This window comes from Haloferax elongans ATCC BAA-1513 (assembly GCF_000336755.1).
Classification (GTDB): Archaea; Halobacteriota; Halobacteria; order Halobacteriales; family Haloferacaceae; genus Haloferax; species Haloferax elongans.
Genome location: NZ_AOLK01000022.1, coordinates 363,822 through 388,968, shown reverse-complemented (window position 1 = coordinate 388,968; position 25,147 = coordinate 363,822). Strand labels below are relative to the sequence as shown.

At 62.7% G+C, this 25,147-nt stretch carries 29 protein-coding genes and 1 tRNA gene; 18 read left to right on the top strand and 12 right to left on the bottom strand.

Features of this window, described 5'->3' with window-relative positions:
- Nucleotides 1-74: 74 nt before the first annotated feature.
- Nucleotides 75-512 (top strand): ester cyclase, encoded by a 438-nt coding sequence (locus C453_RS16455; RefSeq protein WP_008326202.1) that lies wholly within the window; start codon nt 75-77, stop codon nt 510-512.
- Between the two features lie 147 nt (nt 513-659).
- Here the strand turns inward: C453_RS16455 and C453_RS16450 are convergent.
- Nucleotides 660-744: transfer RNA gene (locus C453_RS16450), tRNA-Leu, on the bottom strand.
- 40 nt (nt 745-784) lie between these two features.
- Nucleotides 785-1,129 (bottom strand): ferredoxin, encoded by a 345-nt coding sequence (locus C453_RS16445; RefSeq protein WP_008326200.1) that lies wholly within the window; start codon nt 1,127-1,129, stop codon nt 785-787.
- Between the two features lie 312 nt (nt 1,130-1,441).
- On the opposite strand from C453_RS16445, the gene C453_RS16435 reads away from it, so the two are divergent.
- Nucleotides 1,442-3,952 carry a methyl-accepting chemotaxis protein gene (locus tag C453_RS16435; RefSeq protein ID WP_049907768.1) on the top strand — a complete coding sequence of 837 codons (2,511 nt, stop codon included), beginning with the start codon at nt 1,442-1,444 and terminating at the stop codon, nt 3,950-3,952.
- A gap of 160 nt (nt 3,953-4,112) precedes the next feature.
- Here C453_RS16435 and C453_RS16430 read toward each other — a convergent pair whose 3' ends face one another.
- Nucleotides 4,113-4,631: a peptidylprolyl isomerase gene (locus C453_RS16430; RefSeq protein WP_008326196.1), complete on the bottom strand. Its 519-nt coding sequence runs from the start codon at nt 4,629-4,631 to the stop codon at nt 4,113-4,115.
- 137 nt (nt 4,632-4,768) lie between these two features.
- Here C453_RS16430 and C453_RS16425 point away from each other — a divergent pair, with 137 nt between their 5' ends.
- From C453_RS16425 to C453_RS16410, 4 genes are all read left to right on the top strand, one after another.
- Nucleotides 4,769-5,740: a bile acid:sodium symporter family protein gene (locus tag C453_RS16425; protein ID WP_008326167.1), complete on the top strand. Its 972-nt coding sequence runs from the start codon at nt 4,769-4,771 to the stop codon at nt 5,738-5,740.
- Between the two features lie 72 nt (nt 5,741-5,812).
- Nucleotides 5,813-6,829 carry a succinylglutamate desuccinylase/aspartoacylase family protein gene (locus C453_RS16420; RefSeq protein WP_008326153.1) on the top strand — a complete coding sequence of 339 codons (1,017 nt, stop codon included), beginning with the start codon at nt 5,813-5,815 and terminating at the stop codon, nt 6,827-6,829.
- A 111-nt stretch (nt 6,830-6,940) separates the two neighbouring features.
- The gene (locus tag C453_RS16415; protein WP_008326151.1) at nt 6,941-7,822 is read left to right on the top strand and encodes a mechanosensitive ion channel family protein; all 882 of its coding nucleotides are present in this window, start codon (nt 6,941-6,943) and stop codon (nt 7,820-7,822) included.
- Nucleotides 7,823-7,912: 90 nt separating this feature from the next.
- Nucleotides 7,913-8,452: a hypothetical protein gene (locus tag C453_RS16410; RefSeq protein ID WP_008326149.1), complete on the top strand. Its 540-nt coding sequence runs from the start codon at nt 7,913-7,915 to the stop codon at nt 8,450-8,452.
- A 27-nt stretch (nt 8,453-8,479) separates the two neighbouring features.
- Here C453_RS16410 and C453_RS16405 read toward each other — a convergent pair whose 3' ends face one another.
- On the bottom strand, nt 8,480-9,547 hold the full coding sequence (locus C453_RS16405) for an anthranilate phosphoribosyltransferase (protein ID WP_008326148.1): 1,068 nt from the start codon (nt 9,545-9,547) through the stop codon (nt 8,480-8,482).
- Between the two features lie 131 nt (nt 9,548-9,678).
- Here C453_RS16405 and ahbB point away from each other — a divergent pair, with 131 nt between their 5' ends.
- The 4 genes from ahbB to C453_RS16385 all read left to right on the top strand — a co-directional run bounded on the left by ahbB (nt 9,679) and on the right by C453_RS16385 (nt 12,268).
- Entirely contained in the window at nt 9,679-10,722 is a 1,044-nt protein-coding gene (gene ahbB / locus C453_RS16400) for a siroheme decarboxylase subunit beta (protein WP_008326147.1), read from the top strand.
- A 136-nt stretch (nt 10,723-10,858) separates the two neighbouring features.
- Nucleotides 10,859-11,488 carry a hypothetical protein gene (locus C453_RS16395; RefSeq protein WP_008326146.1) on the top strand — a complete coding sequence of 210 codons (630 nt, stop codon included), beginning with the start codon at nt 10,859-10,861 and terminating at the stop codon, nt 11,486-11,488.
- Nucleotides 11,489-11,579: 91 nt separating this feature from the next.
- Nucleotides 11,580-11,861 carry an ArsR/SmtB family transcription factor gene (locus C453_RS16390; RefSeq protein ID WP_049907765.1) on the top strand — a complete coding sequence of 94 codons (282 nt, stop codon included), beginning with the start codon at nt 11,580-11,582 and terminating at the stop codon, nt 11,859-11,861.
- Nucleotides 11,858-12,268: a hypothetical protein gene (locus tag C453_RS16385; RefSeq protein WP_008326144.1), complete on the top strand. Its 411-nt coding sequence runs from the start codon at nt 11,858-11,860 to the stop codon at nt 12,266-12,268. Before C453_RS16390 ends, C453_RS16385 begins: the two co-directional genes overlap by 4 nt.
- 22 nt (nt 12,269-12,290) lie before the next feature.
- Here the strand turns inward: C453_RS16385 and C453_RS16380 are convergent, their stop codons facing one another.
- Entirely contained in the window at nt 12,291-13,154 is an 864-nt protein-coding gene (locus C453_RS16380; protein ID WP_008326143.1) for a CehA/McbA family metallohydrolase, read from the bottom strand.
- 195 nt (nt 13,155-13,349) lie between these two features.
- Here C453_RS16380 and C453_RS16375 point away from each other — a divergent pair, with 195 nt between their 5' ends.
- Nucleotides 13,350-15,080 (top strand): Rieske (2Fe-2S) protein, encoded by a 1,731-nt coding sequence (locus C453_RS16375; RefSeq protein WP_008326142.1) that lies wholly within the window; start codon nt 13,350-13,352, stop codon nt 15,078-15,080.
- 18 nt (nt 15,081-15,098) lie between these two features.
- Here the strand turns inward: C453_RS16375 and C453_RS16370 are convergent, their stop codons facing one another.
- Nucleotides 15,099-16,133, bottom strand: a complete 1,035-nt coding sequence (locus C453_RS16370; protein WP_008326141.1) for an NAD(P)/FAD-dependent oxidoreductase — start codon at nt 16,131-16,133, stop codon at nt 15,099-15,101.
- Between the two features lie 138 nt (nt 16,134-16,271).
- Between C453_RS16370 and C453_RS16365 the strand changes: the two genes are divergently transcribed.
- The 6 genes from C453_RS16365 (at nt 16,272) to C453_RS16340 (ending at nt 19,936) form a co-directional block, all read left to right on the top strand.
- On the top strand, nt 16,272-16,997 hold the full coding sequence (locus C453_RS16365; RefSeq protein WP_049907802.1) for an HAD family hydrolase: 726 nt from the start codon (nt 16,272-16,274) through the stop codon (nt 16,995-16,997).
- Nucleotides 16,994-17,770, top strand: coding sequence for an aldo/keto reductase (locus tag C453_RS16360; RefSeq protein WP_008326139.1), 777 nt, complete (start codon nt 16,994-16,996; stop codon nt 17,768-17,770). Before C453_RS16365 ends, C453_RS16360 begins: the two co-directional genes overlap by 4 nt.
- A gap of 87 nt (nt 17,771-17,857) precedes the next feature.
- Entirely contained in the window at nt 17,858-18,562 is a 705-nt protein-coding gene (locus C453_RS16355) for an RAD55 family ATPase (RefSeq protein ID WP_049907764.1), read from the top strand.
- A gap of 6 nt (nt 18,563-18,568) precedes the next feature.
- The gene (locus C453_RS16350; protein ID WP_008326137.1) at nt 18,569-18,985 is read left to right on the top strand and encodes a hypothetical protein; all 417 of its coding nucleotides are present in this window, start codon (nt 18,569-18,571) and stop codon (nt 18,983-18,985) included.
- Nucleotides 18,986-19,023: 38 nt separating this feature from the next.
- Nucleotides 19,024-19,440, top strand: coding sequence for a peptide-methionine (R)-S-oxide reductase MsrB (gene msrB / locus C453_RS16345; protein ID WP_008326136.1), 417 nt, complete (start codon nt 19,024-19,026; stop codon nt 19,438-19,440).
- Nucleotides 19,441-19,666: 226 nt separating this feature from the next.
- Nucleotides 19,667-19,936, top strand: coding sequence for a hypothetical protein (locus C453_RS16340; protein WP_008326135.1), 270 nt, complete (start codon nt 19,667-19,669; stop codon nt 19,934-19,936).
- Nucleotides 19,937-19,954: 18 nt separating this feature from the next.
- Here C453_RS16340 and C453_RS16335 read toward each other — a convergent pair whose 3' ends face one another.
- From C453_RS16335 to C453_RS16325, 3 genes are all read right to left on the bottom strand, one after another.
- Complete coding sequence (locus C453_RS16335) at nt 19,955-20,383, bottom strand: universal stress protein (protein ID WP_008326134.1); 429 nt, start codon at nt 20,381-20,383, stop codon at nt 19,955-19,957.
- A gap of 366 nt (nt 20,384-20,749) precedes the next feature.
- Entirely contained in the window at nt 20,750-21,784 is a 1,035-nt protein-coding gene (locus tag C453_RS16330; protein ID WP_008326132.1) for a PAS domain-containing protein, read from the bottom strand.
- A gap of 81 nt (nt 21,785-21,865) precedes the next feature.
- Complete coding sequence (locus C453_RS16325) at nt 21,866-22,474, bottom strand: translation initiation factor IF-2 subunit beta (RefSeq protein WP_008326130.1); 609 nt, start codon at nt 22,472-22,474, stop codon at nt 21,866-21,868.
- A 137-nt stretch (nt 22,475-22,611) separates the two neighbouring features.
- On the opposite strand from C453_RS16325, the gene C453_RS16320 reads away from it, so the two are divergent.
- Nucleotides 22,612-22,830 carry a hypothetical protein gene (locus tag C453_RS16320; protein ID WP_008326129.1) on the top strand — a complete coding sequence of 73 codons (219 nt, stop codon included), beginning with the start codon at nt 22,612-22,614 and terminating at the stop codon, nt 22,828-22,830.
- Between the two features lie 41 nt (nt 22,831-22,871).
- Here C453_RS16320 and C453_RS16315 read toward each other — a convergent pair whose 3' ends face one another.
- The 3 genes from C453_RS16315 to C453_RS16305 all read right to left on the bottom strand — a co-directional run bounded on the left by C453_RS16315 (nt 22,872) and on the right by C453_RS16305 (nt 24,988).
- Nucleotides 22,872-23,594, bottom strand: a complete 723-nt coding sequence (locus C453_RS16315) for a fumarylacetoacetate hydrolase family protein (protein WP_008326128.1) — start codon at nt 23,592-23,594, stop codon at nt 22,872-22,874.
- A gap of 148 nt (nt 23,595-23,742) precedes the next feature.
- Nucleotides 23,743-23,955, bottom strand: coding sequence for a hypothetical protein (locus C453_RS16310; protein WP_008326127.1), 213 nt, complete (start codon nt 23,953-23,955; stop codon nt 23,743-23,745).
- Nucleotides 23,956-24,145: 190 nt separating this feature from the next.
- The gene (locus C453_RS16305) at nt 24,146-24,988 is read right to left on the bottom strand and encodes an ion transporter (RefSeq protein ID WP_049907763.1); all 843 of its coding nucleotides are present in this window, start codon (nt 24,986-24,988) and stop codon (nt 24,146-24,148) included.
- Between the last annotated feature and the right edge of the window lie 159 nt (nt 24,989-25,147).

Below are 25,147 nucleotides of genomic sequence, written 5' to 3'. Positions count from 1 at the left end.
TGTCTCGTCGTAACTCAACACAGCGTCTGTTCGCCAGTGACGTGCGACGGTGGCTATGGACGCTGGAGGGTGCTATGGCAACAGAAACGACGGAAGAGAACAAACAGCGGGTCCTTCGGGAGTTCGAGGAGGCGTGGAACGGCAGCGACCTCTCGGCGCTCGACGACCTGTACGCGGCAGATGTTCGCATCGCGACGGTTCGAACCGGGTCCGACGACACGCTCGTCTCCCGGGACGACCTCAAGGAACTGTACAGCGAGTGGGACGACGCGTTCCCCGACGCGACGACCGAACTGCACGCGGTGGTCGCCGAAGACGACGCCGTGATGGTCTGGTGGTCCATCCACGGCACGCACGAGGGGACGTTCCGCGGCATCGAACCGACCGGCAACCACATCGACGTGGAGGGATTCAGCTACCGCCGCTTCGACGACGACCGAATCGTCGAGTCCAAGGACGCGGCGAGCATGGCGGCGCTGTTCGAACAACTCGGGGTCGAACTGCCGGTCTAAGGCCGGTCTAAGGGCGTCGGTGGTGCTCTAGTCGAGTATTTTTTGGGTGGGTTGGTGGGAGTGGTTGCTCGCTTCGCTCGCGTCGCTCCCTGATTCAACTCTCTCTGGCCGCACGTGACACTCCTCAGTGTCGTTCGTCGGTACAAGTGCGGGGGACGAGATTTGAACTCGCGAACCCCTACGGGAGCGGATCTTAAGTCCGCCGCTTTTGGCCTAGCTCAGCCACCCCCGCTCAGGCTATCGTTCTCGGAGGGACAGAAAAGTGCTTTCGTTTACCAGTCGACCGACAGCGTCCCGTCGCCGTTGGGGTCCGGGGAAATCTCCTCGTCCGTCCGGCGGTCGACGACGTGGATGACTCCACGGCCCTTCTTCGCCGGACAGACCTCCGCTGCGCGGATGTTCTCGTCGAGTTCGTCCTCGCCGACGAAGTACGACTTCGCACGGGCGAGCCCGGTTTCGAGGTCCATCTCCCAGTTGTCGGCGACTTCCGCACACCGCCCTGCTCCGAAGCACTTGTTCGCCTCGAAGATGATTTTATACGGCTTCTCGTCGACTGGTGGGGCGTTTTCGTCGGTTCCGAAGTCGCTCGGCTTGGGTTGCTGGGACTCCTCGCTCATCGGCGGTGATTACGACCCAGTGAACTTTGCGCTGTCGGTCGCCCGGTGACCACACACTTCGGTCGGTGGTCGAACACTCTTCATGCGAATACCACTCACCAATATGGAACGTTTTGGTGACTGAACGAAACACCGGATTTCGAACTGACTCGAGCGACCGGGCGTATTGTATTCGAGTCCATCAGAGCGCATCTACAAGCGACTGAATCGGCAGATTGATTTCTAATGAATAAACTCCCCGTAACAAACCTAAGCTTCAATTCTGATATTCAGAGAGGTGAACTTATCATATTCCGATAATCTCGTCCACCAATGACCGACGACAGGTATCTCCACAGACGGGTGTCGTCGATTCGTGCGTCCGTGCAGGCTGCGCTGGGCGCACACGCGACTGACGACGAACAGACTGAAGAATCCGCCTCGGCCGAGAGCGCCCGCGAGCCACGCCACGACGGAGGGACGAATGTGTCTGCCGACGCGAGACAACGTCCCGACCGCGACGCCTCGTTGTCGCACCTCGACGATTTCTCAGACGCCATCGAGCAGTGCATCGAGGGCGACCTCACCGTCCGTGTCGACGTGCCGGACGACCCGGAACTCGCACGGCACGCGAACCTCCTCAACCAACTGTTCGAGGAGTGGCAAACGTCGATGCGGAACGTCGACGCCTTCGCGGACCAAGTCGCCTCGTCGACAGTGATTGTCTCGAACGCCGTCGGCGACAGCCGCGGAGAGAGTCGCGCCGTCGCGGAGTCGGTTGACGATATCGCTGACGGTGCGACGCGGCAAAGCGAGAGCGTCGAAGAGGTCGCCGACGAGATGCGGAACCTCTCGGCGACAATCGAAGAGGTCGCGGCGTCAGCAGACGAAATCAGACAGTCGACCGACGAAGCCGTCGCACGCGGCAGCGAGGGGAAACAGGCGGCCGAGGAGGCACTCCACGAACTCGACGTTATCAGCGACCAGACCAGCGCGACGGTCTCTCGCGTCCGGGAACTCGACGAGCGAATCGACCAGATAACCGGTATCGCGGCGAAGATATCGGACATCGCAGAACAGACGAACATCCTCGCGCTCAACGCCTCCATCGAGGCCGCCCGTGCCGGTGAGGCAGGCGAGGGCTTTGCCGTCGTCGCCGAGGAAGTCAAGTCGCTCGCGGAGGAGACGCAGGCCGCGACCGAGGATATCGAGACGACCATCGAGGCGGTTCGAGCGCAGTCTGACGAGACGGTCGACGACATCACCGATACGAACGGCCGACTCGAAGAGGGTAGCGAGACCATCCAAGACGCACTCTCGGCTCTCGACGGTGTCGTCGAAGACCTCGAAGAGACGAACAGCAGCCTCCACGAAATTAGCGATGCGACCGACTCGCAGGCGGCAACGTCACAGGAGGTCGTGAGCCAAGCCGACGAAGTCGGGAGCATCAGCGACGAGACCGCAACACTGGCGTCGGACGTGGCCGGTTCGGCCCGCCGACAGACGGTGTCGCTGTCCGAGGCGATGACGAAGATTAACACGCTCTCGGAGCAGGCAGACGACCTGCAAGCGTCAATCGACGACTACCAACTCCACTCGGCGACCGAGTCGGGGCAGACGGTCGTCCAGTTCTGGCACGGGATGACCGGCGACACGGCGCTGGTTCTGGAGTCGCTCGTCGACGAGTTCAACGCGACGCACGACGGTGTCCGCGTCGAAACCGCGGCGAAAGGGAGCTATCGCGGGACGTTCGACGCGACGATGGCTGCCGCGCAGTCGGGAACGCCCCCGACAATCGCCCAACTCTACGAGGTCGGCACACAGCGGGCGCTCGACAGTGAGGCGTTTACGCCCGTCGAGTCAGTGCTCCCCGACACCTCGTTGGTGTCGTCTCTCGTTCCCGAACTCGCGAACTACTACCGACAGGACGGAACGCTCTGGTCGATGCCGTTCAATTCCTCGAATCCCGTCCTCTACTACAACGCAGATGCGTTCGACCGCGCCGGTCTCGACCCGGGTGCCCCACCGGAGACGTTCGATTCGGTGACGCGGGCGGCGGCGACAGTGAAGACGAACACGAACGTCGAATACGGTGCGACGTGGGCGAACTACAGTTGGTTCGTCGAACAGTGGTTTGCCGCTGCTGGTGCGTGTCTCTTCGACGCCGACAACGGCCGAAACGGGACGGCGAGCACGCCTCATCTCGACGGCGAGGTCGCGAGAACTGTGTTCGGATGGTGGCGCGACCTCGAACAGAACGACCTGCTGTACAACCCCGGCGTCGAAGCCAGAGGTGCCGCGAGAGAAGCGTTCCTCGACGGCCGTGCTGCGATGCTCGTCGACTCAAGTTCGAGCGCCATGTCCATCGTTCAGGGGGCCGAAGAGCGAGGATTCACGACCAAGGTCGGAAAGTTCCCCGCGCCGGACTCGCGTGCGGGCGTCGTCGTCGGTGGTGCCTCGCTGTGGGTCGCAGACGAAGCGACAGACCAGCAGCAGGCCGCCGCAGGCGAGTTCATCACGTGGCTGACCCAGCCCGAGCAACAACAGCAGTGGCACCAACACACCGGCTACTTCCCAGTTCACCGCCAGACGGAACAGCGTCTTCAGGACGCCGGCTGGTTCGACGAGCGACCCGGATTCGAAGTCGCGTTCGAACAACTGGCCGAGAGCGAGGATACGCCGGCAACTCGCGGCGCTCGTATCGGGCCGTTCACGGCGGTTCGAACCATCGTCTCTGAGGGGCTCTCGGAACTGTTCGACGGCCGCGACCTCGACGCCGTGCTCGCGGCGATGGACGACCAGATAACGACACGGCTTCGGGAGTACGAGTCGTCGGACTGCTGAACGCGTCACTGCAATCGCCTCTCGTCGCGTTCTCCGGTGCTTCTATCGGCCTCGCGCAGTTCGTCGCCGACCGTGGCACCGACTTCCCCTGCTCTCGGCAGTACGAGGCGGTCGCACTGGTCGAAGAAGACGGGGTCGGTTGACGCCTGCGGCAGTCGCGTTACTGGTCGATGTCGACTGATTCGAGGACGACGTCGGACACCGGCTTGTCGTTGCTGTCGGTCGGGACCGAACCGATGTCTTCGACGACGTCCATGCCGTCTGTGACCTTTCCGAAGACGGCGTGTTTGCCGTCGAGGTGCGGCTGGGCGTCGAGCGTGATGAAGAACTGCGAGCCGTTCGTGTTGGGGCCGCGGTTCGCCATCGACAGGACACCGGGGCCGTCGTGGCTGAGGTCAGAGTGGAACTCGTCGTCGAACGTGTAGCCGGGGCCGCCGCGGCCGGTTCCGGTCGGGTCTCCACACTGAATCATGAAGTTGTCAATGATTCGGTGGAAGAGGATGTCCTCGTAGAGCGGCTCGCCCTCTTTGGTCTCGTCGGTGTCGGGGTGGACCCACGTCTTTTCGCCTGTCGCGAGGCCGACGAAGTTCTCGACCGTGTTCGGAACCTTGTCTTCGAACAGTTCGACCGTGATATCGCCCTTGTTCGTGTGAAGCGTAGCGGTTGGGTTGTCGCTCATGGTTCCACCGTCGGGCGGATGGGTGAAAACCGTGCCGCCTCGCACCCCAGTCGGGCTACCGATAGAACTAATTGTCATTCGACAACGACTATCACGGAATGGATTATCAACGAACTGTGATGTCTTGGGGCAGCGCGATGCTGTCTGCTCTCCGGTGGCTCTCGGACCTCGCAAACACCTACTTCGTCGGCCTCGTGCTCGTTGCGTCGGCGACCGCACTGATTCGACCCGGGGCGTACACGTGGATTGCACCGTACATCTCGCCGCTCCTCGGCGTCATCATGCTCGGCATGGGGCTGACGCTCCAACCCGGCGACTTCCGGCGACTCGCCGAGCGTCCTCGCGACGTTGCCATCGGTGCCGTCGCGCAGTGGGTCGTCATGCCCGTGGCCGCCTATGCGCTCACTATCGCCCTCTCGCTCCCGCCGGAACTCGCCATCGGCGTCGTGCTCGTCGGTGCGGCACCCGGTGGCACCGCGTCGAACGTCATGGCGTATCTTGGGAAGGGCGACGTTGCGCTCTCGGTGGCTATCACGACTGTGACGACGCTGGCCGCGCCGCTCGTCATGCCTGCATGGGTCGTCGTACTCGCCGGAGAACAGTTGCAGGTCGGATTTATGGACCTGTTCGTCAACATCCTCCAAATCGTCTTCATCCCGGTCGTGTTCGGTTTCGCGCTCCGCCTCGCGCTCGATAGATACGCGCCCTCGGCGGCCGAAGTCGGACTCGACGTGTTCCCACTCGTCTCGGTCGTGACTATCGTCGCCATCGTCGCGGCGGTCGTCGGCCTCAACGTGGACACCATCCTCGGCGCAGGTGTCGCAGCCGTCTCGGCCGTCGTTCTGCACAATGCCATCGGTCTCGGAACGGGGTACGGCACGGGTCGTCTCGCCGGGATGTCCCCCGACCGCGTTCGGACGACGACGTTCGAAGTCGGCCTGCAGAACAGCGGGCTGGCGGCCGCACTCGCACTGTCGTTTTTCTCACCGGCGGCGGCACTTCCGCCCGCACTCTTCAGCGTCTGGCACAACATCACCGGGCCGCTCTTGGCGAGTTACTTCTCCCGCGGCGAGGACGCTGCCGTCGGTACCGCACCTGCTGACGACTGACGGATTTCAGACCCACCACCTGTGGTCGTGTCGCCCCCTAACTACAAGACGACACACTGCGATGCCTCGAACATGCACTCTGCGGAGACCGTGACGCTCGCCCGGCTCCCCTCCGGCGTCCCGGTACAGACGACGGTTCACACCTACGAGCCAGCCGACGGCGCGGACGGGCCGACGCTGTACGTGCAAGCCGCCCAGCACGGCCGCGAGATAAACGGGACCGAGGTCCTTCGACGACTGCACAGCCAACTCGAACGCGCCGACCTCACGGGTCGCATCGTCGCAGTCCCAGTCGCCGACCCGCTCACGTTCGACCGCGTCTCGTACGCGACGCCGGAAGCACTCGATTCCGTCAACTCGAACATGAACCGCGTCTGGCCCGGTGACGCCGACGGTACGCTCCACGAACGCATGGCAGCCAAACTCTGGGAGTTCGCCGGGAGCGCCGACGCTATCGTCGACCTTCACACCGGGAGCCCGGACATGCTCACGCACACGGTCTACCGCAAGCACGACGACCAGTCACGAGAACTCGCCGAGGCCTTCGGTGTTGACCTCCTGCTCGCGGAAGCCGCGGGTGAAGACGCCGAAGAAGAGTGGTCCGAACGCAACTTCGGCGGGAAGCTCCGCGTCGCGGCGACCGACGCCGGAATCCCCTCTATCACGCCGGAACTCGCCCACAACAAGCAACTCGTCGAACCCGCTATCGTCGCGGGCGTCGAGGGCTTACTCAACGTCGCCCGAAACATGGGCATCCTCGGCGGCGCTGTCGAACCGTGGGACGGCCAGACCTACCGGAATCACCTCGGTCGCGTCACCGCCGAAACCTCCGGGCTGTTCGTCGCGCGCGAAGACCTCCAACTCGGCCGCGAGGTCCGCCCCGGCGACCACCTCGGCTGGGTCTACGACCCGACGACGTACAACGTGCTACAGGAAGTCGAAGCCGAGCGTGCCGGTGTCGTCTACTCTATCACCCGCGAAGCGACCGTGACGGCCGGAAAGACGCTCGTCGGCGTCGCGCTCCCGCTTGACGATGGCCTCGACGAAGACGACCCCTTCGCAGACGGCGACGAAGCGTTCGAAATATAGTTTCGACTGCGTCTCGCGTTGGCTCTCACTTTCTCCACCGGTCGACGGTTCGTATCTTCTGCCAATCCGTAGCAAATAGTTAATATCTCTGTCTACATTTAACAATGTCCCATGTTACCACTTCAACTGGGTGTCTCGCTCGACCCACAGCAGTACGTCCCGCAACTGGTCAGTGCAGCCACGGCGGTCCTGTTGTTCATCGTCGTGTTCGCTGTTATCTACCTCCTCGGGAAGTCCGTCATGACCCGGGCGGTCGAAGAGGGTCTCAGACGCCGCGGCTTCGACGAGACGATTATCGGACTCGCAGTGAGTACCACGGTGGTCGTCACCGCTGTCGTCGCAGTCGCGTTGGCCGCGACAGTCGCAGGCTTCGGCGTCGTGCTCGCGGCGTTCGCGACGTTGGCCGGTGCTCTTGCCCTTGCGGTCGGCTTCGCCGCACAGGACCTCATCGCGAACTTCGTCGCCGGGGTGTTCATCATCCAAGACGAACCGTTCACTGTCGGCGACTGGATTGAGTGGGACGGAAACAGCGGGGTGGTTCGTGAGATTCAACTGCGGGTGACGAAGTTGGATACGTTCGATAACGAACTGGTGACCGTCCCGAACAGCGACCTCGCGAACGCGGCAGTTGTCAACAACGTAGCGAACGACCAGCGCCGGGTGTCTGTCGGCTTCGGCATCGGATACGACGACGATATCGGGCAGGCACGCGACGCCATCGTCGACGAAGGGTCGCAAATCGAGGGCGTCCTCGACGACCCCGAACCGACGGCCCCCGTCACGGAACTGGGTGACTCGGCGGTCGTCCTCTCGGGGCGAATTTGGATTGACCCGAACACGAGCAGTTACGGCGCGGTGCGCGCGAAATTCGTCGAGGCGGTCAAAGAGCGCTTCGACGCCGAGGGAATCGATATGCCGTACCCCAACACCGAACTCTCGGGCGGTCTCGAAGTCACGAATATCGACGGAGCGGCGGGGGCGACGAGCGACTGAACTGCTGCCTGTCGGCCGGAGACGCAGCGTTGTCATCGGCCCTTTGGTGTAATTCAAAGAACATTTATTGGACGCCGGACGAGTTGTCTCATGCAACGGCGGTCATTTCTCGCTGCGGTCGGGGGAGGAGCGGTTAGTTCGCTCGCTGGATGTGCCGCCCGGCATTCGATTCCGCAGAGCCGATTCGATTCGGACGCATCGTGTCCCGAGGAAGTCGACCGGTGTTACCACGAGACCGGCGACGAAGCCGTGTATCTGGCTCCGAAACGGGAGCGCGTCGAGATGGGTGGGTCCGCCACGTTCCATCTCGTGAATCGCCGACCATCCTCGCTGTCGATTGGGCCGGACTACTGGCGTCTCTGGCGGGAGACGGACAGTGGCTGGACGAAGGTACCCCGAAAGTCAGTCGTCGACCCCGGAATGTCGATTTCACCGTTTGGAACGCACCCGTGGAACGTCCCGATTACTCCCGATGACACGCCGCCCAATAGAGACGCCACTCCAGACTGGGTTGCCGAGTCCATCGCGTTCGAACCGGGTCGCTACTGTTTCACCGCGTTCGACGTGCAGGCCGAAGCAGGCAAGGATGAGACGTTCGGCGCGCTGTTCGACGTCGTGGAAAAACGGTAACGAACGGGGGTGTCGGGAAGTCGGAACTCAGAACGCGCGCAGGTCTTCGAGCACGTCAGCCGCAGCACCCGACTCGATTGCCTCGCGGGCCATCTCCAGCCCTTCGTCGATGGAGTCGGCGTCTTCGCGGGCGTAGATGCGCAGTGCGGCGTTGAGTGCGACGGCGTCGGCGAAGCGGTCGTCGCGCTCGCCGGAGAGCACGGCTTCCGTAATCTCCGCTGAGTCGCCTGCAACGTCGTCTTCGTCCACGCCGAGGTCGTCGTACTCGAAGTCCATGCCGTACTCGGCGGTCTCGATTTCGAAGTCGTCGAACTCGCCATTGGTCCACTCTGCGACCTTCGTGTATCCGGGGCGGATGTCGTCGTAGCCTTCCATGCCCTGGAACATGACGACGCGGCGCAGGTCGTGGTGCTCGCTCGCTTCGAAGGTGTTCACCATCTTCTTGGCGAACGCGAGGTGGTAGAACGAGCCGAGGTGCGTCGAGGCGTTCGCCGGGTTGGCGATGGTTTCGATGGTGTTGACGAAGGTACGGACGCCCATGTTGTCGCGGCGCTCCCACAGGTCGTGGATGGCGGGGTTGAACGCTGGCTGGTAGTAAAAGCCGAATCCGGTGTCGTCCACCATATCGGCGGACTCGTCGGGGTCGAGTTCCGTGCGGACGCCGAGTTCGTCGAGGACGTGCTTGTAGGCGTCCTGCTTCTGCGTCGGGACGCGGTCGCCGGAGTGGACGACGACCGGCGTTCCGGCCGCAGCGGCTGCGACGCCGGCTGCGACGCCGAGAATCGCCGTCTTGCCCTTGCCGTCGTAGTTCGCGCCGCAGTCGACGGGGTCGACCTTCGGTTCGGCGTACTGGACGTGTTCGGCCATCACGTCGGTGTAGGCGGCGAGCTCCTCGGCGTTGTTGTGTTTCCAGCGGTTCGCGAGCCAGAACGCACCGAGCGTCGTGTGGTCGGGTTCGTCGGCGAGGATGCGGCGCATCGCCTCCATCGCCTGCGCCCGCGTCATGTCCTCGGCGGATTTGGTCCCGGTGCCGACGACTTCGGTCATCAGACGTTTCAGCGGCCACTCTCCGAACTCGGTGTCGGCTGCTGCCATGGTGGAGCGTTCGGCCGAACGCGCAAAAAACGTCCTGTTCGGTCCCGCCATTCGAGGACCATCCGCCCCGTCGTCCCGGTGTGTCGCGTCCGTCCGAAAGCGATAGGCCCCCTGACTCCTAACCCCGGGCAATGAGCGCCCTCTCGGACGACTGGCGAGCCGACCTCGACGAGGTCGACGCCGCACTCATCGACGACTACCAGAGTGGCTTCCCGGTCGAAGCACACCCGTTCCGCGCTGTCGCCGCGGACCTCGGCATCGACGAAGCCGACGCTCTCGACCGCGTCCGTCGCCTCCGCGAGCAGGGAATCTTCCGTCGATTCGGTGCCGTGCTCAACCCGCCTGTCATCGGGAGTTCGACCCTCGCGGCCGTCTCGGCACCTGAAGACAGGTTCGACGAGGTCGCCGAGGTTATCAACGGCTATCGACAAGTGAACCACAACTACCGCCGCGACCACGAGTGGAACATGTGGTTCGTCGTCACCGCCGGGTCGCGGGAGACGCGCGACCGCATCCTCTCGGAAATCGAGGAGCGAACCGGCTGCGAGGTTCTCAACCTCCCGATGCTCACGGACTACTACATCGACCTCGAATTCCCCGTCATGAACGAGGACCGCTTCGCCCGCGAGAGCCTCGAACAGACGGCCGTGAGCGCGACTCGCATCTCGGAGAACGCGACGGGCAACCTCTCGGACCTCGACGCTCGGCTCCTCGTGGAGATTCAAGACGGCTTCCCGCTGTCGAAGACACCCTACGCGGACGTCGCCGAACGCATCGACGCCGACACCGACGATGTCGTCGCGGCCATCGAACGCCTCGTCGACGGCGGCTGTATCAAACGCATCGGCTGTATCGTCAACCACGTCGTCACCGGGTTCAGAAACAACTGCATGGTCGTCTGGGACGTGCCGGACGACGAACTCGACGCCCGCGGCGAGAAGGTCGGCAGCCTCCCGTACGTCACGCTCTGTTATCACCGCCCGCGACGACCCGAACAGGACTGGCCGTACAACCTCTTTACCATGATTCACGGCCGCGAGGCCGACGCCGTGGACGAGAAAATCGACGAACTCGCCGCCGACTACCTGCCGTTCGACCACGAGCGACTCTACTCGACGGAGACGCTGAAACAGACCGGCGCGCAGTACGAAGAACTCGTGAGTTCGGACGAGTAGGCGACGCGACAGAGTGCTGACCTCCGTTTCGACTGGAATTTGGGTCTAACTCGTGCCCGTTTGATGGCCGTCTCGTGCCCGAGTTCGGCAAATCTCCTTATTGCCCTCCAGCCACCGGTTCGACGGGTAAACACCCATGCGAAGCAAGACACTCCTCGGAGCGCTCCTCGCACTGCTCGTGGTGACCGGCGGCGTCGTCGGTCTCGCCGCGGCACAAGAGGGGACGACGGACACGCCGCAAACGGACACTGCACAGACTGACGACCAGCGACCGACTGACCGCCAGACCGACGACCGACCAGCAGAACCCCCCGCTGACGCCCCGCTGTCGGAATTCCTCGACCGACTGAATCTCACCGACGACCAACGCACGGCCATCGAAGACGAGGTAACCGAGATGCGCGCTGACGGTGCCTCCGCCCACGCGATTCGGCTCGTCGCTCACGGCCGTCTGCACCAGTTCGGTGTGACCGACACGGAACTGCGCGACGCTCGGTTCGACCACCGCCTCGACAACAAACTCGACCGACTGCAGAACCGCTACAACCTGAGCGACAGGGAGGTCGAGACCGTCCGCGACGCCGTCGAGGACGCTCGCGCCGACGGTTCGAACCCCGGCGAACTCCGTGAAGTCGCCCTCGACACGCTCGAAGAACTCGGGTACGACGTGAGCGACCTGCGCGAGCGCTGGAACGAACACTCGGCGAAGCACTGGCACCGACACCACCGCGGACACGGACACGGACACGGCCATGGCCACCGCTAAGCCTCGCACGTAGCCCCTGAGGGTACCCTGACGGCTCAGAACCTCCACCCGCCCGCACTGTTTTTATACCCGAACGGAGAGATGCGAATAGATGCGTCGGGTGCTCTGGTGGCTCATTGGCGGTGCGCGTGGCGGCAAGAACCGCCTGCGCATCGTCCGCACGCTCTCGGACACACCGATGAACGCGAACCAACTCGCCGACGAACTGGACCTGAACTACAAGACGGTGCGACACCACCTCGAACTCCTCGAAGAAAACGGTGTACTGACCACCATGGGCGACGGCTACGGAAAGACGTACTTCCTCTCAGACCGGATGGAACAGAACCTCGACCTGCTCGATACGATTGCGACGGAGGCCGACCTCGAATGAGCGAGCGCGACCCCGACCCGACGACACGGACGCTTCTCGTGACGCTCGTCGGCCTGCTCGTGGCCCTCGTCGTGACACTGGGCGTGCCCGCGTTCCTCGGACGCGACTTGCGACCTCGACTCGCGTTGTTCCTGCAGGTGAAACTCCTCGTCTCGACGTTCAACGTCGCACTGCTCGTCGCGCTCGCGTACAACTACGTCCGCGTCTACCGCGACTTGCCGAACCCGTTTACGATGAGCCTCGTCGTGTTCACCATCGCCCTGCTCCTGTACGCGCTCACGTCGAATCCGCTTGCGGCAGTAGTGTTCGGCTTCCGCCCGGCCGTGAGTATCGGCCCGTTCACGTTCCTTCCGGACCTGTTCGCGGCCGTCGCTGTCGTGGTGTTGCTGTACCAGAGTTATCGGTAACCCGTCGAGCGAGAGGTTCGTGCTACCGCGACGAGAACCGCGACAATAACTGGACGCCAGCGAGCGCGCCTCGCTTGGCGAGATAGCCGCTCTTGAGTGCGCCAATTTTGGCGTAGTAGCCCGATTTGAAGGCACCTTTCTTCGCGAGAATCGCACTGACAAGTGCCCCCTGTTTCGCGTAGTACGCAGACTTCCGGCCCGCCGCACCGACGTAGTGTTTCGTACTCGTCGGAATCGGCGTTCGTCGGCCCTGAACCGCGGTCGAGCCGTTGCGAATCGCGTCGAGGATGTGGTCGGCCGTGAGCGACGCGCGCGACACGTCTGGAATCTCTATCTCGGTGTATGCGCGGCCGACGTATCCGACCTTGTGGGCGTCGCTGCCGGCGACACCGGGATAGTTGCGCTCGTGCGCGAACCGTCGGCCGCGACGGTTCTTGTACCCCGTAAAGAGCCACGAGTTGTAGGTCTCGATGGCGTCGAACGCGTCGCCGTCGGCGTTCTCGTCGTATCGCGCGAGTCGCTTGCGACGGACGCCGTGACGACTTCGCTGGAAGGGGTGCGGGACGATTGCGACACCGCCGCGGTCGCGAATCCACTGCGCAGTCTCGTCGAGGGGCTGTCGACGCGGCGGGAGCTCTTCGACGCCCAGCGCCAGAAGGTGGCCGTCGGCTGTCGAAACCTCGACGCCGGGGATACCGACGAGGCCGTACATCGGCGCGAGTTGCGCCGCCCGGATGGACTCGTGGATGACGTCGTGGTCGGTGATGACCACGGCGTCGAGGCCGATTTCCGCGGCCTGCTCTAAGATGAGTTCCACCGGGTCCTCGGCGTCGTAGGACCCTTCTGAGTGGACGTGGGGGTCAATTCGGACGGTCAGCGAAGACACACCAGAAGCTATGAAGTACGGAACGAAAAATGCATGCCCGACGCATGCTAGCGCTTGACGATTCGTTTGAGGGACGAATTCCGGGTGTTGGACCCGAGAAATGCTCGAATTCGGTCTCTTCTCGATAAATGACAAATAATGTACGAAAATTCCGTTCAGCGAAGCTTTAGGAAATCTCATGGCGTTCGCTAGCACATGTCTTCGCAAGACCGCTTCGTCCCGGCCGTCGAGCGCGACGACCTCCGCGAGACGGGCCGAAAACTCGTCTCGGTCGATGGCCGAGCAGTCGCCCTCTTCGACCACGAAGGAACCGTTCGCGCCGTCGACAACGCCTGTCCGCACATGGGCTTTCCCCTCATCGAGGGAACCGTCGACGAGGGCGTCCTGACGTGCCACTGGCACCACGCTCGGTTCGAACTCGAATGCGGCGACACGTTCGACCCGTGGGCCGACGACGTGCTCACGTATCCCGTCGAAGTCCGCGACGGGACCGTCTACGTCGACCCGCACCCCGAACCGGACGAGCCACCGGAGGTCCACTGGGCGACCCGGCTCGAAGACGGCCTCGAACAGAACCTTCGTCTCGTCGTCGCCAAGTCAGTCATCGGCCTGCTCGATGCCGACGTGGACGTGACGACACCGCTCGAAACGGGCATCGAGTTCGGGTGTCGATACCGACGGGACGGGTGGGGCCCCGGCCTTACTATCCTGACGGCGATGGCGAACGTCGTGCCGGACCTCGACCCCGAGGACCGAAAGCGCGCGCTCTATCAGGGACTGGTACAGGTCGGAAGCGACGTTTCGGGTGAACCGCCGCAGTTCGAACAGCAGACGCTCGGCGCGACGGAGACCGATTTCGACCGTCTGCTCTCGTGGTTCCGCGAGAACGTCGAAGTCCGCGACCCCAACGGGGCCGAACGCGTCCTCCGAACCGCCATCGAGGCCGGGTACGACGACGCCGACCTCGCGCGGATGCTCGCGACGGCCGCGACCGACCACCGCTACATCCAGACGGGCCACGTCCTCGACTACATCAACAAAGCGTTCGAGGCACTGGACCACGTCGGCTGGGACCACGCTGACACCGTCCTCCCGAGTCTCGTTCGCGGCCTGACGACCGCCGAACGAAGCGAAGAAACCTCGTCGTGGCGGCGGCCAATCGACCTCGCGGGCCTCCTCGACGACACGTTCGACAACCTCGACCAGCACGTCGAGGCGGGTTCCGGGGAGTCGTGGACACGACCCGAAGATATGGTCGAGACGCTCCTCTCGGACGACCCACACCAAATCGTGGAGACGCTGGTCGAGGCGATTCGAGCCGGTGCGACGCCCGAGGAACTCGCCGACAGCGTCGCGCTCGCGGCGGGGACCCGTGTCGCCCAGTTTTCGACCGCGAACGAGTTCAACGACTGGAATACGGTCCATCACACCTTCACCTACGCCAACGCGGTCCACCGCCTGACCGAGCGAACCGACGCGACGGAACTCTATCGCGGCGTGTTCGACACGGCCGTCAACGTCTATCTCGACCGTTTCTTGAACACCCCACCCGCGCCTCTCCCAGAGACGAACGCCGACGCGAACCCAGACGTCGAACTCGACACGCTCTCGGAGACGATGGACGCGGAGGGTCGCGTGAACGACGCTGGCCGCGCCGCGGCGCACTTCCTCGACGGCGGCGGCGACCCCGAGCGGCTCAGGCGGGAACTCGGTGCCGCACTCCTCCGCGAGGATGCTGGATTCCACACGTATCAGGCGCTCGAAGCAGGATTCGCGCAAGCAGAACAGCGGCCGCCGGAAGAGGCGCGGACGCTCTCCGTCGCGGTCGCGCGCTATCTCGCTGCACATGCACCGACCCGCCGCGAGCGAGAACAGACGTACACCATCGCCGCCCGTCTCCGGCGCGGCGAAAAGATACACGAGTGAGTAGGTGAGCCGCGAGCGTTACCGACTATTGATGCGCTCGCCAGCCTCGATACCGCTCCAGAGGGCCGCGTGGACGCGCCCTTCACCGACCGTCCAGTCGCCGGCGAAGTACAGGCCGTCCGGTTCTCCGCGCCGGATGACCTCCCGGTTGGCGACGCCATCTGGAAGTGCGTAGCGCCATCCTTGGTCGTCTACCCAGTCGGGGTCTCGAAGTCGCTCGTCGTCGACCAGCGTTGCGACCTTGTCGGCGACCACGTCTGCGACTTCGTCCAGCGGGTCGTCGTAGTGCGCGGCCGACCACTCAGGGCTCAATTGGACGACGAGCAGGCTCTCACCGTCCGGGACGTGGCCGTCTTTGCACTCCTCGCGGGCGAGCCAGCCCACGTCGTGTTCCTTGTCGGTGTTGACGAGCGCGTACCACGGGGTGTCGAGTTCGAACGGATAGTGGAGCATCACCGACCGAATCGTCCGGTATTCGACGCTTCCGATGGCCTCCCGAAGGGACATCATGCAGTGGTCGCCCCATCCCATCTCGGTGAGGAGCGACGCCGTCTGCGGTGCCGGTGGTGTCAAGACAACGTCGTCGTACGGACCGTGTCGGGCACCCTCGGTGTCGACGACGGACCAGTATTTCGTATCCGGGTTGTGGTCGATTGCGGCCACTCGCGTCTCGCGCTCGACGGTGGCGTCAGTCTCGTCGAGGAGTCGCTTTGCGAGTTGGGTGATTCCCTCGGTCCACGTCCACTTGTATTGGTCTCGGTCGTCGCCCGCGGAGACGACACCGTCGGCGTCGAACGTCCAGATAGGTTCGTCGATGTCGACTAACCCTTCCTCGCCGAGACTTCGAACCAATCGCTCTGTTCGGTGGTCGTACTCTTTCACGTAGTTCGCCCCATGGTCGTACAGACACCCGTTCTTTCGCCGGGTCGCTGCGCGTCCACACACGCCCCTGCTCTTTTCGAGAATAGTCACGGTCGCCTTCGAGTCGCGGAGCGCATATGCGGCACCAGCCCCGGCGGCACCTGCGCCGACGATACACACGTCGCGGGTCATGGTTCGCCCCCACGTGTGAGTCCAGCCAACATCGAATACACCTGTGGTGTCGAGGGGCTAAAAGACTCGTACCGCGGCGAGCGAGGTGTTTACTACAAGATGCGAAAACAATTCACCCCTCGGCCCCTCTCTGCAGATATGTACGACTCGGTCATCTTCGACCACGACGGTGTTCTCACCACACTGGTCGACCTCTCGGTTCTCCAAGACGCCGTGTGGGAGACCTTCGACGAACTCGGCGTGTCGGACCCCGACCCGGACCACGTCGAGCGGATGGTCATCCACGTGCAACCGGACGACGTGCACACTGTCGCCGGAGCCTACGACCTCGACCCTGAGACGCTGTTTCGAACCCGCGACGAAATCGCCTCGTCGCTCCAACGCGAAGCCCTCGTCGACGGTCGTAAGGTCCCCTACGACGACTTCGATGCGATTCAGCACATCGACGCGCCCATGGGAATCGTCTCGTCGAACCAACAGGCGACGATAGACTACGTCCTCGAACATCTGGACGCGAAGCACCTCTTCGGCACGGCCTACGGCCGCGAACCAGCGATTCGGAGCCTCCATCGAAAGAAACCGGCGACCTACTATCTCGAACAAGCGATGGCTGACCTCAGCGTCGACTCGCCGCTGTTCGTCGGCGACAGTGACAGCGACATGGCTGCCGCGGCTGCTGCGGGCGTCGATTCGGCGTTCATCCGTCGCCCGCACCGCAAGGACCACACGCCGTCACCCGACCCGACACACGAAATCTCGGGACTCAACGACCTGCTCTCGCTCGACGGTGTTCCGGTCGCAGACGACTTCGCCACTGTCGGAGACGACCACACCACTGCCGCAGACGGAGGGGCGTCTGAATGACGAACGTCCCTCGCGTCGGACTCGGGACGATGGGGCTCAACACTCCCGCGGAGGCGAGCGCGGTCACGACCGCGCTGGAGATGGGCTACCGTCACGTCGACACCGCACAGATTTACGAGAACGAAGCGGTCGTCGGGGATGCCGTCGCCGCCGCCGCCGACGTCGCCCGAGACGAGGTGTTTCTCGCCACCAAAGTCTGGGCCGACAGCCTCGGGTACGACGACGTGATTCGAACCACGCGTGAGAGCCTCGACCGTCTCGGAACCGACTTCGTCGACCTGCTGTACGTCCACCGTCCGAGAGAGACCTACGACCCGCCAGAGACACTTCGGGCGTTCGACGACCTCGTCGACGACGGTCTCGCCCGTAGCGTCGGCGTGAGCAACTTCACCGTTCCCGAACTCGACAACGCACTGGACCTGCTGGATACACCGCTCGTTGCACACCAAACCGAGTATCACCCGCTGTTCCAGCGCCCCGACCTCCTCGACCACGCCGACGACCACGGCTACGATGTGGTGGCGTACTCGCCGCTGGCTGGTGGCCGAGTTCGTGAGGTGGACGAAGTGGTCGATATCGCGGAAAAGCACGACACAACCCCGGAGTCGGTGAGTATCGCGTGGCTCGTCGCAAAAGGCGTGTGTGTCATTCCGAAAGCGTCGAGTGAGACCCACCTGCGTGCGAACCTGCGTGCTGCCGACCTCGAACTCGACGCCGAGGACGTCGCCGCCATCGACGGCATCGAGAGAGAGGTCGAACTGTACCCAGAATGAACGCTACAGGCCGCTGACAGGCCAGAACGTCTCAATTCTGTCACTTATCCCGGAACGATTATAATTGGACGGGCGGTGTGTCCCAACATGCGGATTCCTAGTGGGGTAAGCGGGTTCGACCAACTCATCCAAGGAGGCTTTCTCCCTCGGCGGCTGTACGTACTGAGCGGCCCGCCAGGGAGTGGCAAGACGACGTTTACGGCGCAGTTTATGGCCGAAGGGCTTCGAAACGGCGAGCAGTGCATGTACATCACCATGCACGAGACCGAAGAGGAACTTATCAACGACATGTCGAGTTTCGACTTCGGGTTCGAGACGCTGGCGAACTCCGACGGCTTCCGCTTTATCAATCTGGTCAGTCCGAAGGGCAAGCACATGCTGAACCAGTTCTCGAAGGGTGGAAGCACATCGAGCGTCCAGAGTCTCACCGACAAAATCGTCGCGTTCGTCAACTCTCGGCAGGTAGACCGGCTCGTCATCGACTCGACGATGCTCCTTCGGCTGTTCTTCGCGAACGGGTCCGAGGAGATGACACGCTTCCTGACGGCGCTCAAGCAGGGTGACGCGACGACGCTTCTCATCTCCGAAATGACCGACCCGTCGTCGTACTCGGACGAACACTTCCTCGCGCACGGTGTCATCTTCTTCCACAACTACCTCGAAGCGACAGGGATGACACGCGGTATTCAGGTCATCAAGATGCGCGGGACGAACATCGACTGCGACATTCGGTCTTTGACCTTCACCGACGACGGACTCGTCGTCGACCCCCGGTCAAAGGTCGACATCTGAGGTACCATGTACGAACGGGTATTCGGTACGGATTGGCGAACAATCACGGACGAAGAGGCGGTCAGACGCATGTACGCGCTGGGCGTGTCGACCGGGCTTGGACATCCAAACCGCGGCGAATTCGAGCGCCTCCGGCGGCAGGCGAGTACCGCCTACGGGCGGAGCGTCTTGCAACTCGCGTTCGAGGAAGGAAAACAGCGCGTCGCGCGCAACGAAAGCGAGTACGAGACGAAACAAGACGTCTGGGAAGCGCTCGTCGACGAGGAGACGACGCCCTCGACGACGGGCCGGGCTGACGTGACGATGCGGAAGCCCACCGACAAACAGGGCGTCCCCGAAGCAGTGAGTCGAGCGGGCGTCCTCGACGGGACGACTGACGACTTCGCCGGACTCCGCCTTCCCGAGTTCCTCCGACGGGAGTAGGCGACGCCGCTTTCTTGCTGGCGTCCCTTGAGTCTCGTATGAGTGACGGAGAGTTTACTCTTTCAGACGCCGAGTGGCGAGAGCGCCTGTCGTCCGATGCGTATCAGGTACTCCGAAAACAGGGGACCGAACCCCGGTTCTCCGGCGAGCACGTCGACCGGACAGAAGACGGAGTCTATCGTTGTGTCGGCTGTGGAACCGAGTTGTTCACCTCGGAGACGAAGTACCACTCCGGCTGTGGATGGCCGAGTTTCTACGCCGCCGAGGAGTCGAACATCGAACTCCGCCGCGACACGAGCCACGGGATGGACCGAACCGAAGTGGTGTGTGCCACCTGTGACGGCCACCTTGGTCACGTGTTCGACGACGGCCCGGACCCGACTGGCGAACGGTACTGTATCAACTCGGTTGCACTCGACTTCGACCCCGAATCGGACGACGGCACCGAGGAGTAATCGGCTACTAACGCCCTGTGGTGCTGGTCGAGGGCTTGTCCGGGACGTCTAGTTGCTCCTTCGATTGTGGGGTGCTACCGTGAGACAGAGCGTGTGCGACGGATTTCTGTCGGCGTTTCCACTCCCGAGCCGAATCGCCAGATTCGCCCGAGTAGGACGTCGCTAACGAGAGAACCGCCGTAGTAGCCGATTCGTACCAAAATGGAAACACGTCGTACCGTGAGGTATGTCTCGCGGCTACTCGACTCACAGTCCACCCCGGAGCACGAACTCCCTCACACCGTACGTTCTGGTCGTTGCGGGGCTCATCGCGTTCTGTATCGCGCTCTTAGGGCCCGTCGCCGACGTCTCGTCCGGGCTGTCTATCACGAACATCGCCGCGGGGGAGATGATTGTCCTCGACGGCCGCCTGCTCGTCGTCAGCGGCGGTCTCTTGCTCATCAGCGCGATGTCGACGCTGTTTGGAGTTGCGCTGTTGCTGTTGCGGTTGGTGTGAGAACGGCAGGGAGAAGGATCAGGACTCGGTGAGCGGGGTTGCGAGAACCGGGACGTCGGCTTCGACGACGACGGTCCGCGAGACAGACCCGAGAATGTTGTCTTCGAACCGGGCGTGGGTCCCCATCGCGATGAGGTCGACCTCGAGTTCGGTGGCGAGGTCGAGAATTTCGTCTGCGGGGTCGCCGTGGTGCAGATGCGTTTCGACGGCTACCTCGTGGTCTTTCATCGTCGCGCTGGCGACTTCGAGGGCGGCCGAACCCTGTGCTTCGAGTTCCTCGATAACTTCGTCGCGTCGGTCGTCTGCGAGCGTCAAGAAGGCGCGTTTGTCTACGACGTACAGCAGATGGACGGTCGCGTCTCGCTCTGCGGCGAGAGTTGCGGCGTCTTCGACGATTGGTGCCATCGAATCGCTCCCGTCGACTGGCACGAGGATGGTGTCGTACATCACGGGGTGGTTAGACCGGTGGTGATATCACCCTGTTCATCGGTTCCCGTCCGATGGGAACAAAATCACGTCAACGAAAGAGACCGACTACGCCGTCTCGTCACTGTCTGTGTCGTCCGTGCTCGCCTGTCGTTCTGTGTTCTCGTATGATTCATCTGTCTCTTCACTCGCTTCCGCCGCGCTCTCGCGTTCGTCCTGTTCTGCGGTGAGTTGTTCGGCGCGCCGTTTCCAGTCTGAAACACGTCGTTCGGAGACGTCTGCAGTTGTCGCCGGTTCCGCGGAGGTTTGTCACTGACTTGGGGTCGCGTGGGAGCAGTCGCTGGAAACGTAGTCTGAAGTAAGTCAGAAGTAGCCAGAACGTCCCTCTCAGTCCAAGTCGTCGTCCCGCAGGACCGACTGCACGTCGACCGATTGCGGGTCGGTAATCACGGTTTCGAGTTCGTCTACGAGTGTTGCGAGTTTTTCATCCACCACGTGTCCTGACGTCTCGTCGACCCCGTTTCGACGGCCTCCGGACGATTCGAGATGCGAACGGAGACGCTCGACGAGCGTCGCGGCCGCGTCGAGTTGGGCAGTCTTTCGTCGCTCCGTAGTCACGTCCTCGGCGATACCGAGTACCGCCGGGGTCGAAGCCGACTCGATATCGAACGGGAACTTCATCACCCGCTCGACGCGCTCGGCTCCGTCTTCGGCGACCACGTGCTGGTCGCTGATGTACCTCGCCACGCCCTGTTCGATGACTTGCCGGTCTTCTTCCCGGAACTGGGCGGCCGTCTCGGGGTCGTTTACCTCGGACTCCGTCTTGCCTTCGATGTCTTCGGGAGAACCACCGTACGTTTCGGCTCCGTTTTCGTTGATGAGGAGATACTGGCCTTCGATGTCCTTGACGAACACGCACTGTGGGAGATGGTCGATGACGTTCCGAAGCAGGCGAGTGCTCTGGCGTGCGGACTGTTCTGCACGGCGCTTGGCGACAACGTTTCGGATTCGATTCGCGAGGACACCGAACCGGTCTCTCCGCCCGCCTTTTCGGAGATAGTCTGTGACGCCGGCTGAGATTGCCTTACTCGCGATTTCTTCTGACCCCCGGCCGGTAAAGAGAATAAAGGGGAGGCCAGGGTGGTGCTGTCGCACTTTCTCCAGCAGTTCGAGGCCGTCGACGACCGGCATATCGTAGTCGCTGACGACGCAATCTACCGTACCGAGAGGCGGGTCGACGGCAGTCGGGTCCGTCTCGGTCTGGACTTCGAGGGGAGGTCCTGCAGTCGACTCTCGTTCCAACAGTGTCGACGTAAGCTCGGCAAACGAAGCGTCGTCGTCGACGTGGAGTACGCGAATCGGATTCTCACGCTCACCAGTCGTAATCGCGTGCGCTGTCCCTGCCCCTTCCCCTCGACTCATGTTGCCCGGTATGGCGCTCTATTTGATAGGTATTCGGGAAGGTGGTAATATATTGATGTTTCTGCCGCCGAATGTGCCACGTCAGGCGAGTCGCGCGAACGCGAGCGAGCCGCTCGTGTTCTTGATGTAGACGCGGACCGTCTGGCCTTCCTTCGCGCCGGGAACGAAGATGGTGTAGTCACCGCGCTTGGCGACGCCGTCGCCCTTGCGGCCGGTTCCGGTAATTTCGACCTCGTAGGTGCGGCCTTCTTCCACGGCCTCGCGCTGGCGCTTCTTGCTCGTACTGGAGCGCTTCTGGACGGGACGGAAGGCACCACAGGCCTCACAGCGGAGCATGTCGACGCCGTCTTCGGTCACGAGGCGCGTGTCCGGCAGGCCACACTCCGAGCAGATGACGTACTCTTCGACGTATTCGTCGATGGCCTCTTCGAAGTCGTTGATGGAGAACGACCCGCTGTAACGGGCGCGGTCGCCTTCGAGTTGGCCGCTCGTACCGAAGGTACGCTGGATGGCGCTGTGGAGGTGGGTCGGCGTCCGCGAGAGCGCGTCGGCAATCTCGCCGAGGTTGGTGAGGCGCGTGAATGCACCGTCCGTTTCGCCCGACGGGTCCGGTATCGTCAGGCGTTCCTGTTCCACGTTCCGCTCCGGAAGGATGTCGAGCGCTCGGTCGAGCGCAGTCTGGTATTCCATAGGGTGTGGAGTGACTGGCGACGTATAGACGTTCCGTGACTGCTTTGCCCATGCCGTGCCAGATGGTGTTTGGTTCACATCCACCTCCCCCGAAACTAGCCAGTACTCCTTCAGTGCTGGCTCCCGTTCGTACTCGCATGGACTACACGTGGCAGTACTACGACCTTGTCCTCGTCGGGATACTCGTGAGCCTCGTCGCTGGCGTCCTCATCGGCCAGTTCACGTCGTTTCCCCCGACGACGAGCATCGTCGGGTTTAGTTCCGTCGCCGCCGTGTTGATGGGCCACGGCCTGTTTATCAACGGCCCGGTCGACGAACCGGCTGACCTCACAGACGAGGTCGAGACACTCAACTGACGCTCATTTCGCGGCTATTGCCCGATGCCACTACTGTTTCGCTATTTCTCCGATGCAACCACCGTATTCGTCAGCGTGCCCACGCCCTCGTACCAAATTTCCACGTCGTCGCCGGGTTCGACGAGCCCTGGGTTTGCCGGGCTTCCGAAGGAGACCACGTCGCCGGGGCGGAACGTGTAGCGCTCCGAGAGAAACGAGACGACTTCGGCGGGCGAAAAGAGCATCTGGTCGGTGTTCGCCTCCTGTCGCAACTCGCCGCCGACGTGAGTCGTCATGCCCATGTCGGAGGGGTCGACGTCAGTCTCTATCCATGGGCCGAGCGGGCCGGACCCGTCGAACGCCTTCCGAGCAGTCCGGCCGGGTTGGTCGAGGGCGTCGAGGTCGTTGAGAATGGTGTAGCCGCGCACCACGTCGGCAACCTCGGCTTCTGAGATATCGTGGCACTCGCGGTCGATAACGGCCGCCAACTCGCCCGCGTAGGTCAGTTCTTCTGTCCACGAGGGATACACGATGGGTGCCCCGGGGTCGAGGACCGAGGTCGGCGGCTTGATGAACCAGTCCGGCTGGTCGGGAATTTCGTAGTCCATCTGGTCGACCGTGGCCGCGTAGTTCCGCCCGACGCAGTAGACCGCCGATGGCTCACAGGGTGCGAGAAGGTCGGCATCGACGCCGACTTCGAACTCGTCGCCATCGACCGTCACGAGACCGTCCTCATAGCGCCCCGTCGCAACACCGTCGTCGGTTTGAATCCGTGCCAATCGCATCGCCCGCCACTGGGCGCGCCAGTCACTTCAAGCGATGTGTCGCCGCAAAGCGGGTGCCTGAGCGAGAACCGAGGTGTGAAGACGGAAACGAGATGCGATTCCGCTGGCCGTATTCGACGGTCGAATAGCCCTGTGACGGCTGGTGACCTCAGTCCATCCGCGGTAGCGACTGATTCTCCCGGTCGACGAGATTGTGGAGTCGCTCGGTTCGATTCGACTCGAACTGACGTTGACACTGTGCTGTCCACGAGTCGGCGTCGGCAGTGTCGGTGGCGGCGGTGTCGGCGTCTGGCGTCGAGCGCGACGAGCGTCGGTTTGTTCGCAGTTGCGGTTCGTATGTTCGGCGTGTGTTCGTGCTCACGGTTGGGGGTTCGATGGTGGGTCGGTCGGACAGCGATACTGGGCGTCGAGAGTGTTACTGCTGTACGTGTACGACCGACATTGTGTACTCCGCCCTTCTGGCCAATCTATAATAAATGTTCATGTTGTATACGGCCGGACTGTCTGATTCCCTCGACGTTAGCCGCGGGGAGAGGCCACTGGCTGGCGTCTCACTCCCGTGAATCGTACTCCTGGTAGATGACGTGGCCGCAGGACTTGCAGTGGGAGGCGTCGCGGTCATGGTACGCGAGTCCGCAGTTCTCGCAAACGACGTTGACTTGGTCTCTGTGGGCCCACTCTTTGACGATTTTACTCGCCTGCCACGGGATGAGGATGATGCCTGCGAGAATCGCGGCGACGGTGACTGCTCGCCCCGCCTGTGTGACGGGTATGATGTCGCCGAACCCGACGGTCGTGAGTGCGACGACGACGAAGTAGAACGCGTCGGCGAACGTCGCCACTTGCGGGTTCATCTCGTGTTCGAACGAGTAGAACATCCCCGCGGCGACGAAGAAAATCGTCAGCACGGTCAACAGCAACTTCATCACTCGAAGCGTCCCCACGGAGACGGTGCCGAAGAAGAACTCCTCGTCGCGGGTGAAGCGGTAGAACCGAAGGACGCGAACCACCCGAATTACACGAAGAAAGCCGATGTTCGCTGCGAGCGCCGGGACCGGAAGCAGCCACACCGAGAGCGTCGGAACGATTGCTACCAGGTCGACGAGCGTGTACGGGTCGGTCAGTTCGCCGACGCGACTTCGTGCGCCATAGACTCGGAGGACGTATTCGAGGAGGAAGACGAGTGCAATCGCGACTTCGAATTGCCAGAGCGCCTCTTGGACGGCCGACGACAGTGGGTACGTTTCGAGTACGAACACCGCCACGAACACGAGGTTGAGGCCGAGAAGTCCGATGTCGATGGCCTTCCCGACGACCGTCCGGTGGTCCAGAAGATAAAACCGAATCACGTCCCGGAGGGTGTCCCCATGGCGGGACGGAACGTGGCTTTCCATACTGTTCGTTAGCCGCTGGCGCACTTATAGCGTCGCCGTGTCCGTTTTATCGTGTGGCTCTGTTTGGTCCAGTTTGATATCAATATTGATGGATATATAGATTAGAATTTTTAGAGAGAATCATTGTCGATATTTTCTCACGATGATTACTCTCTTGAG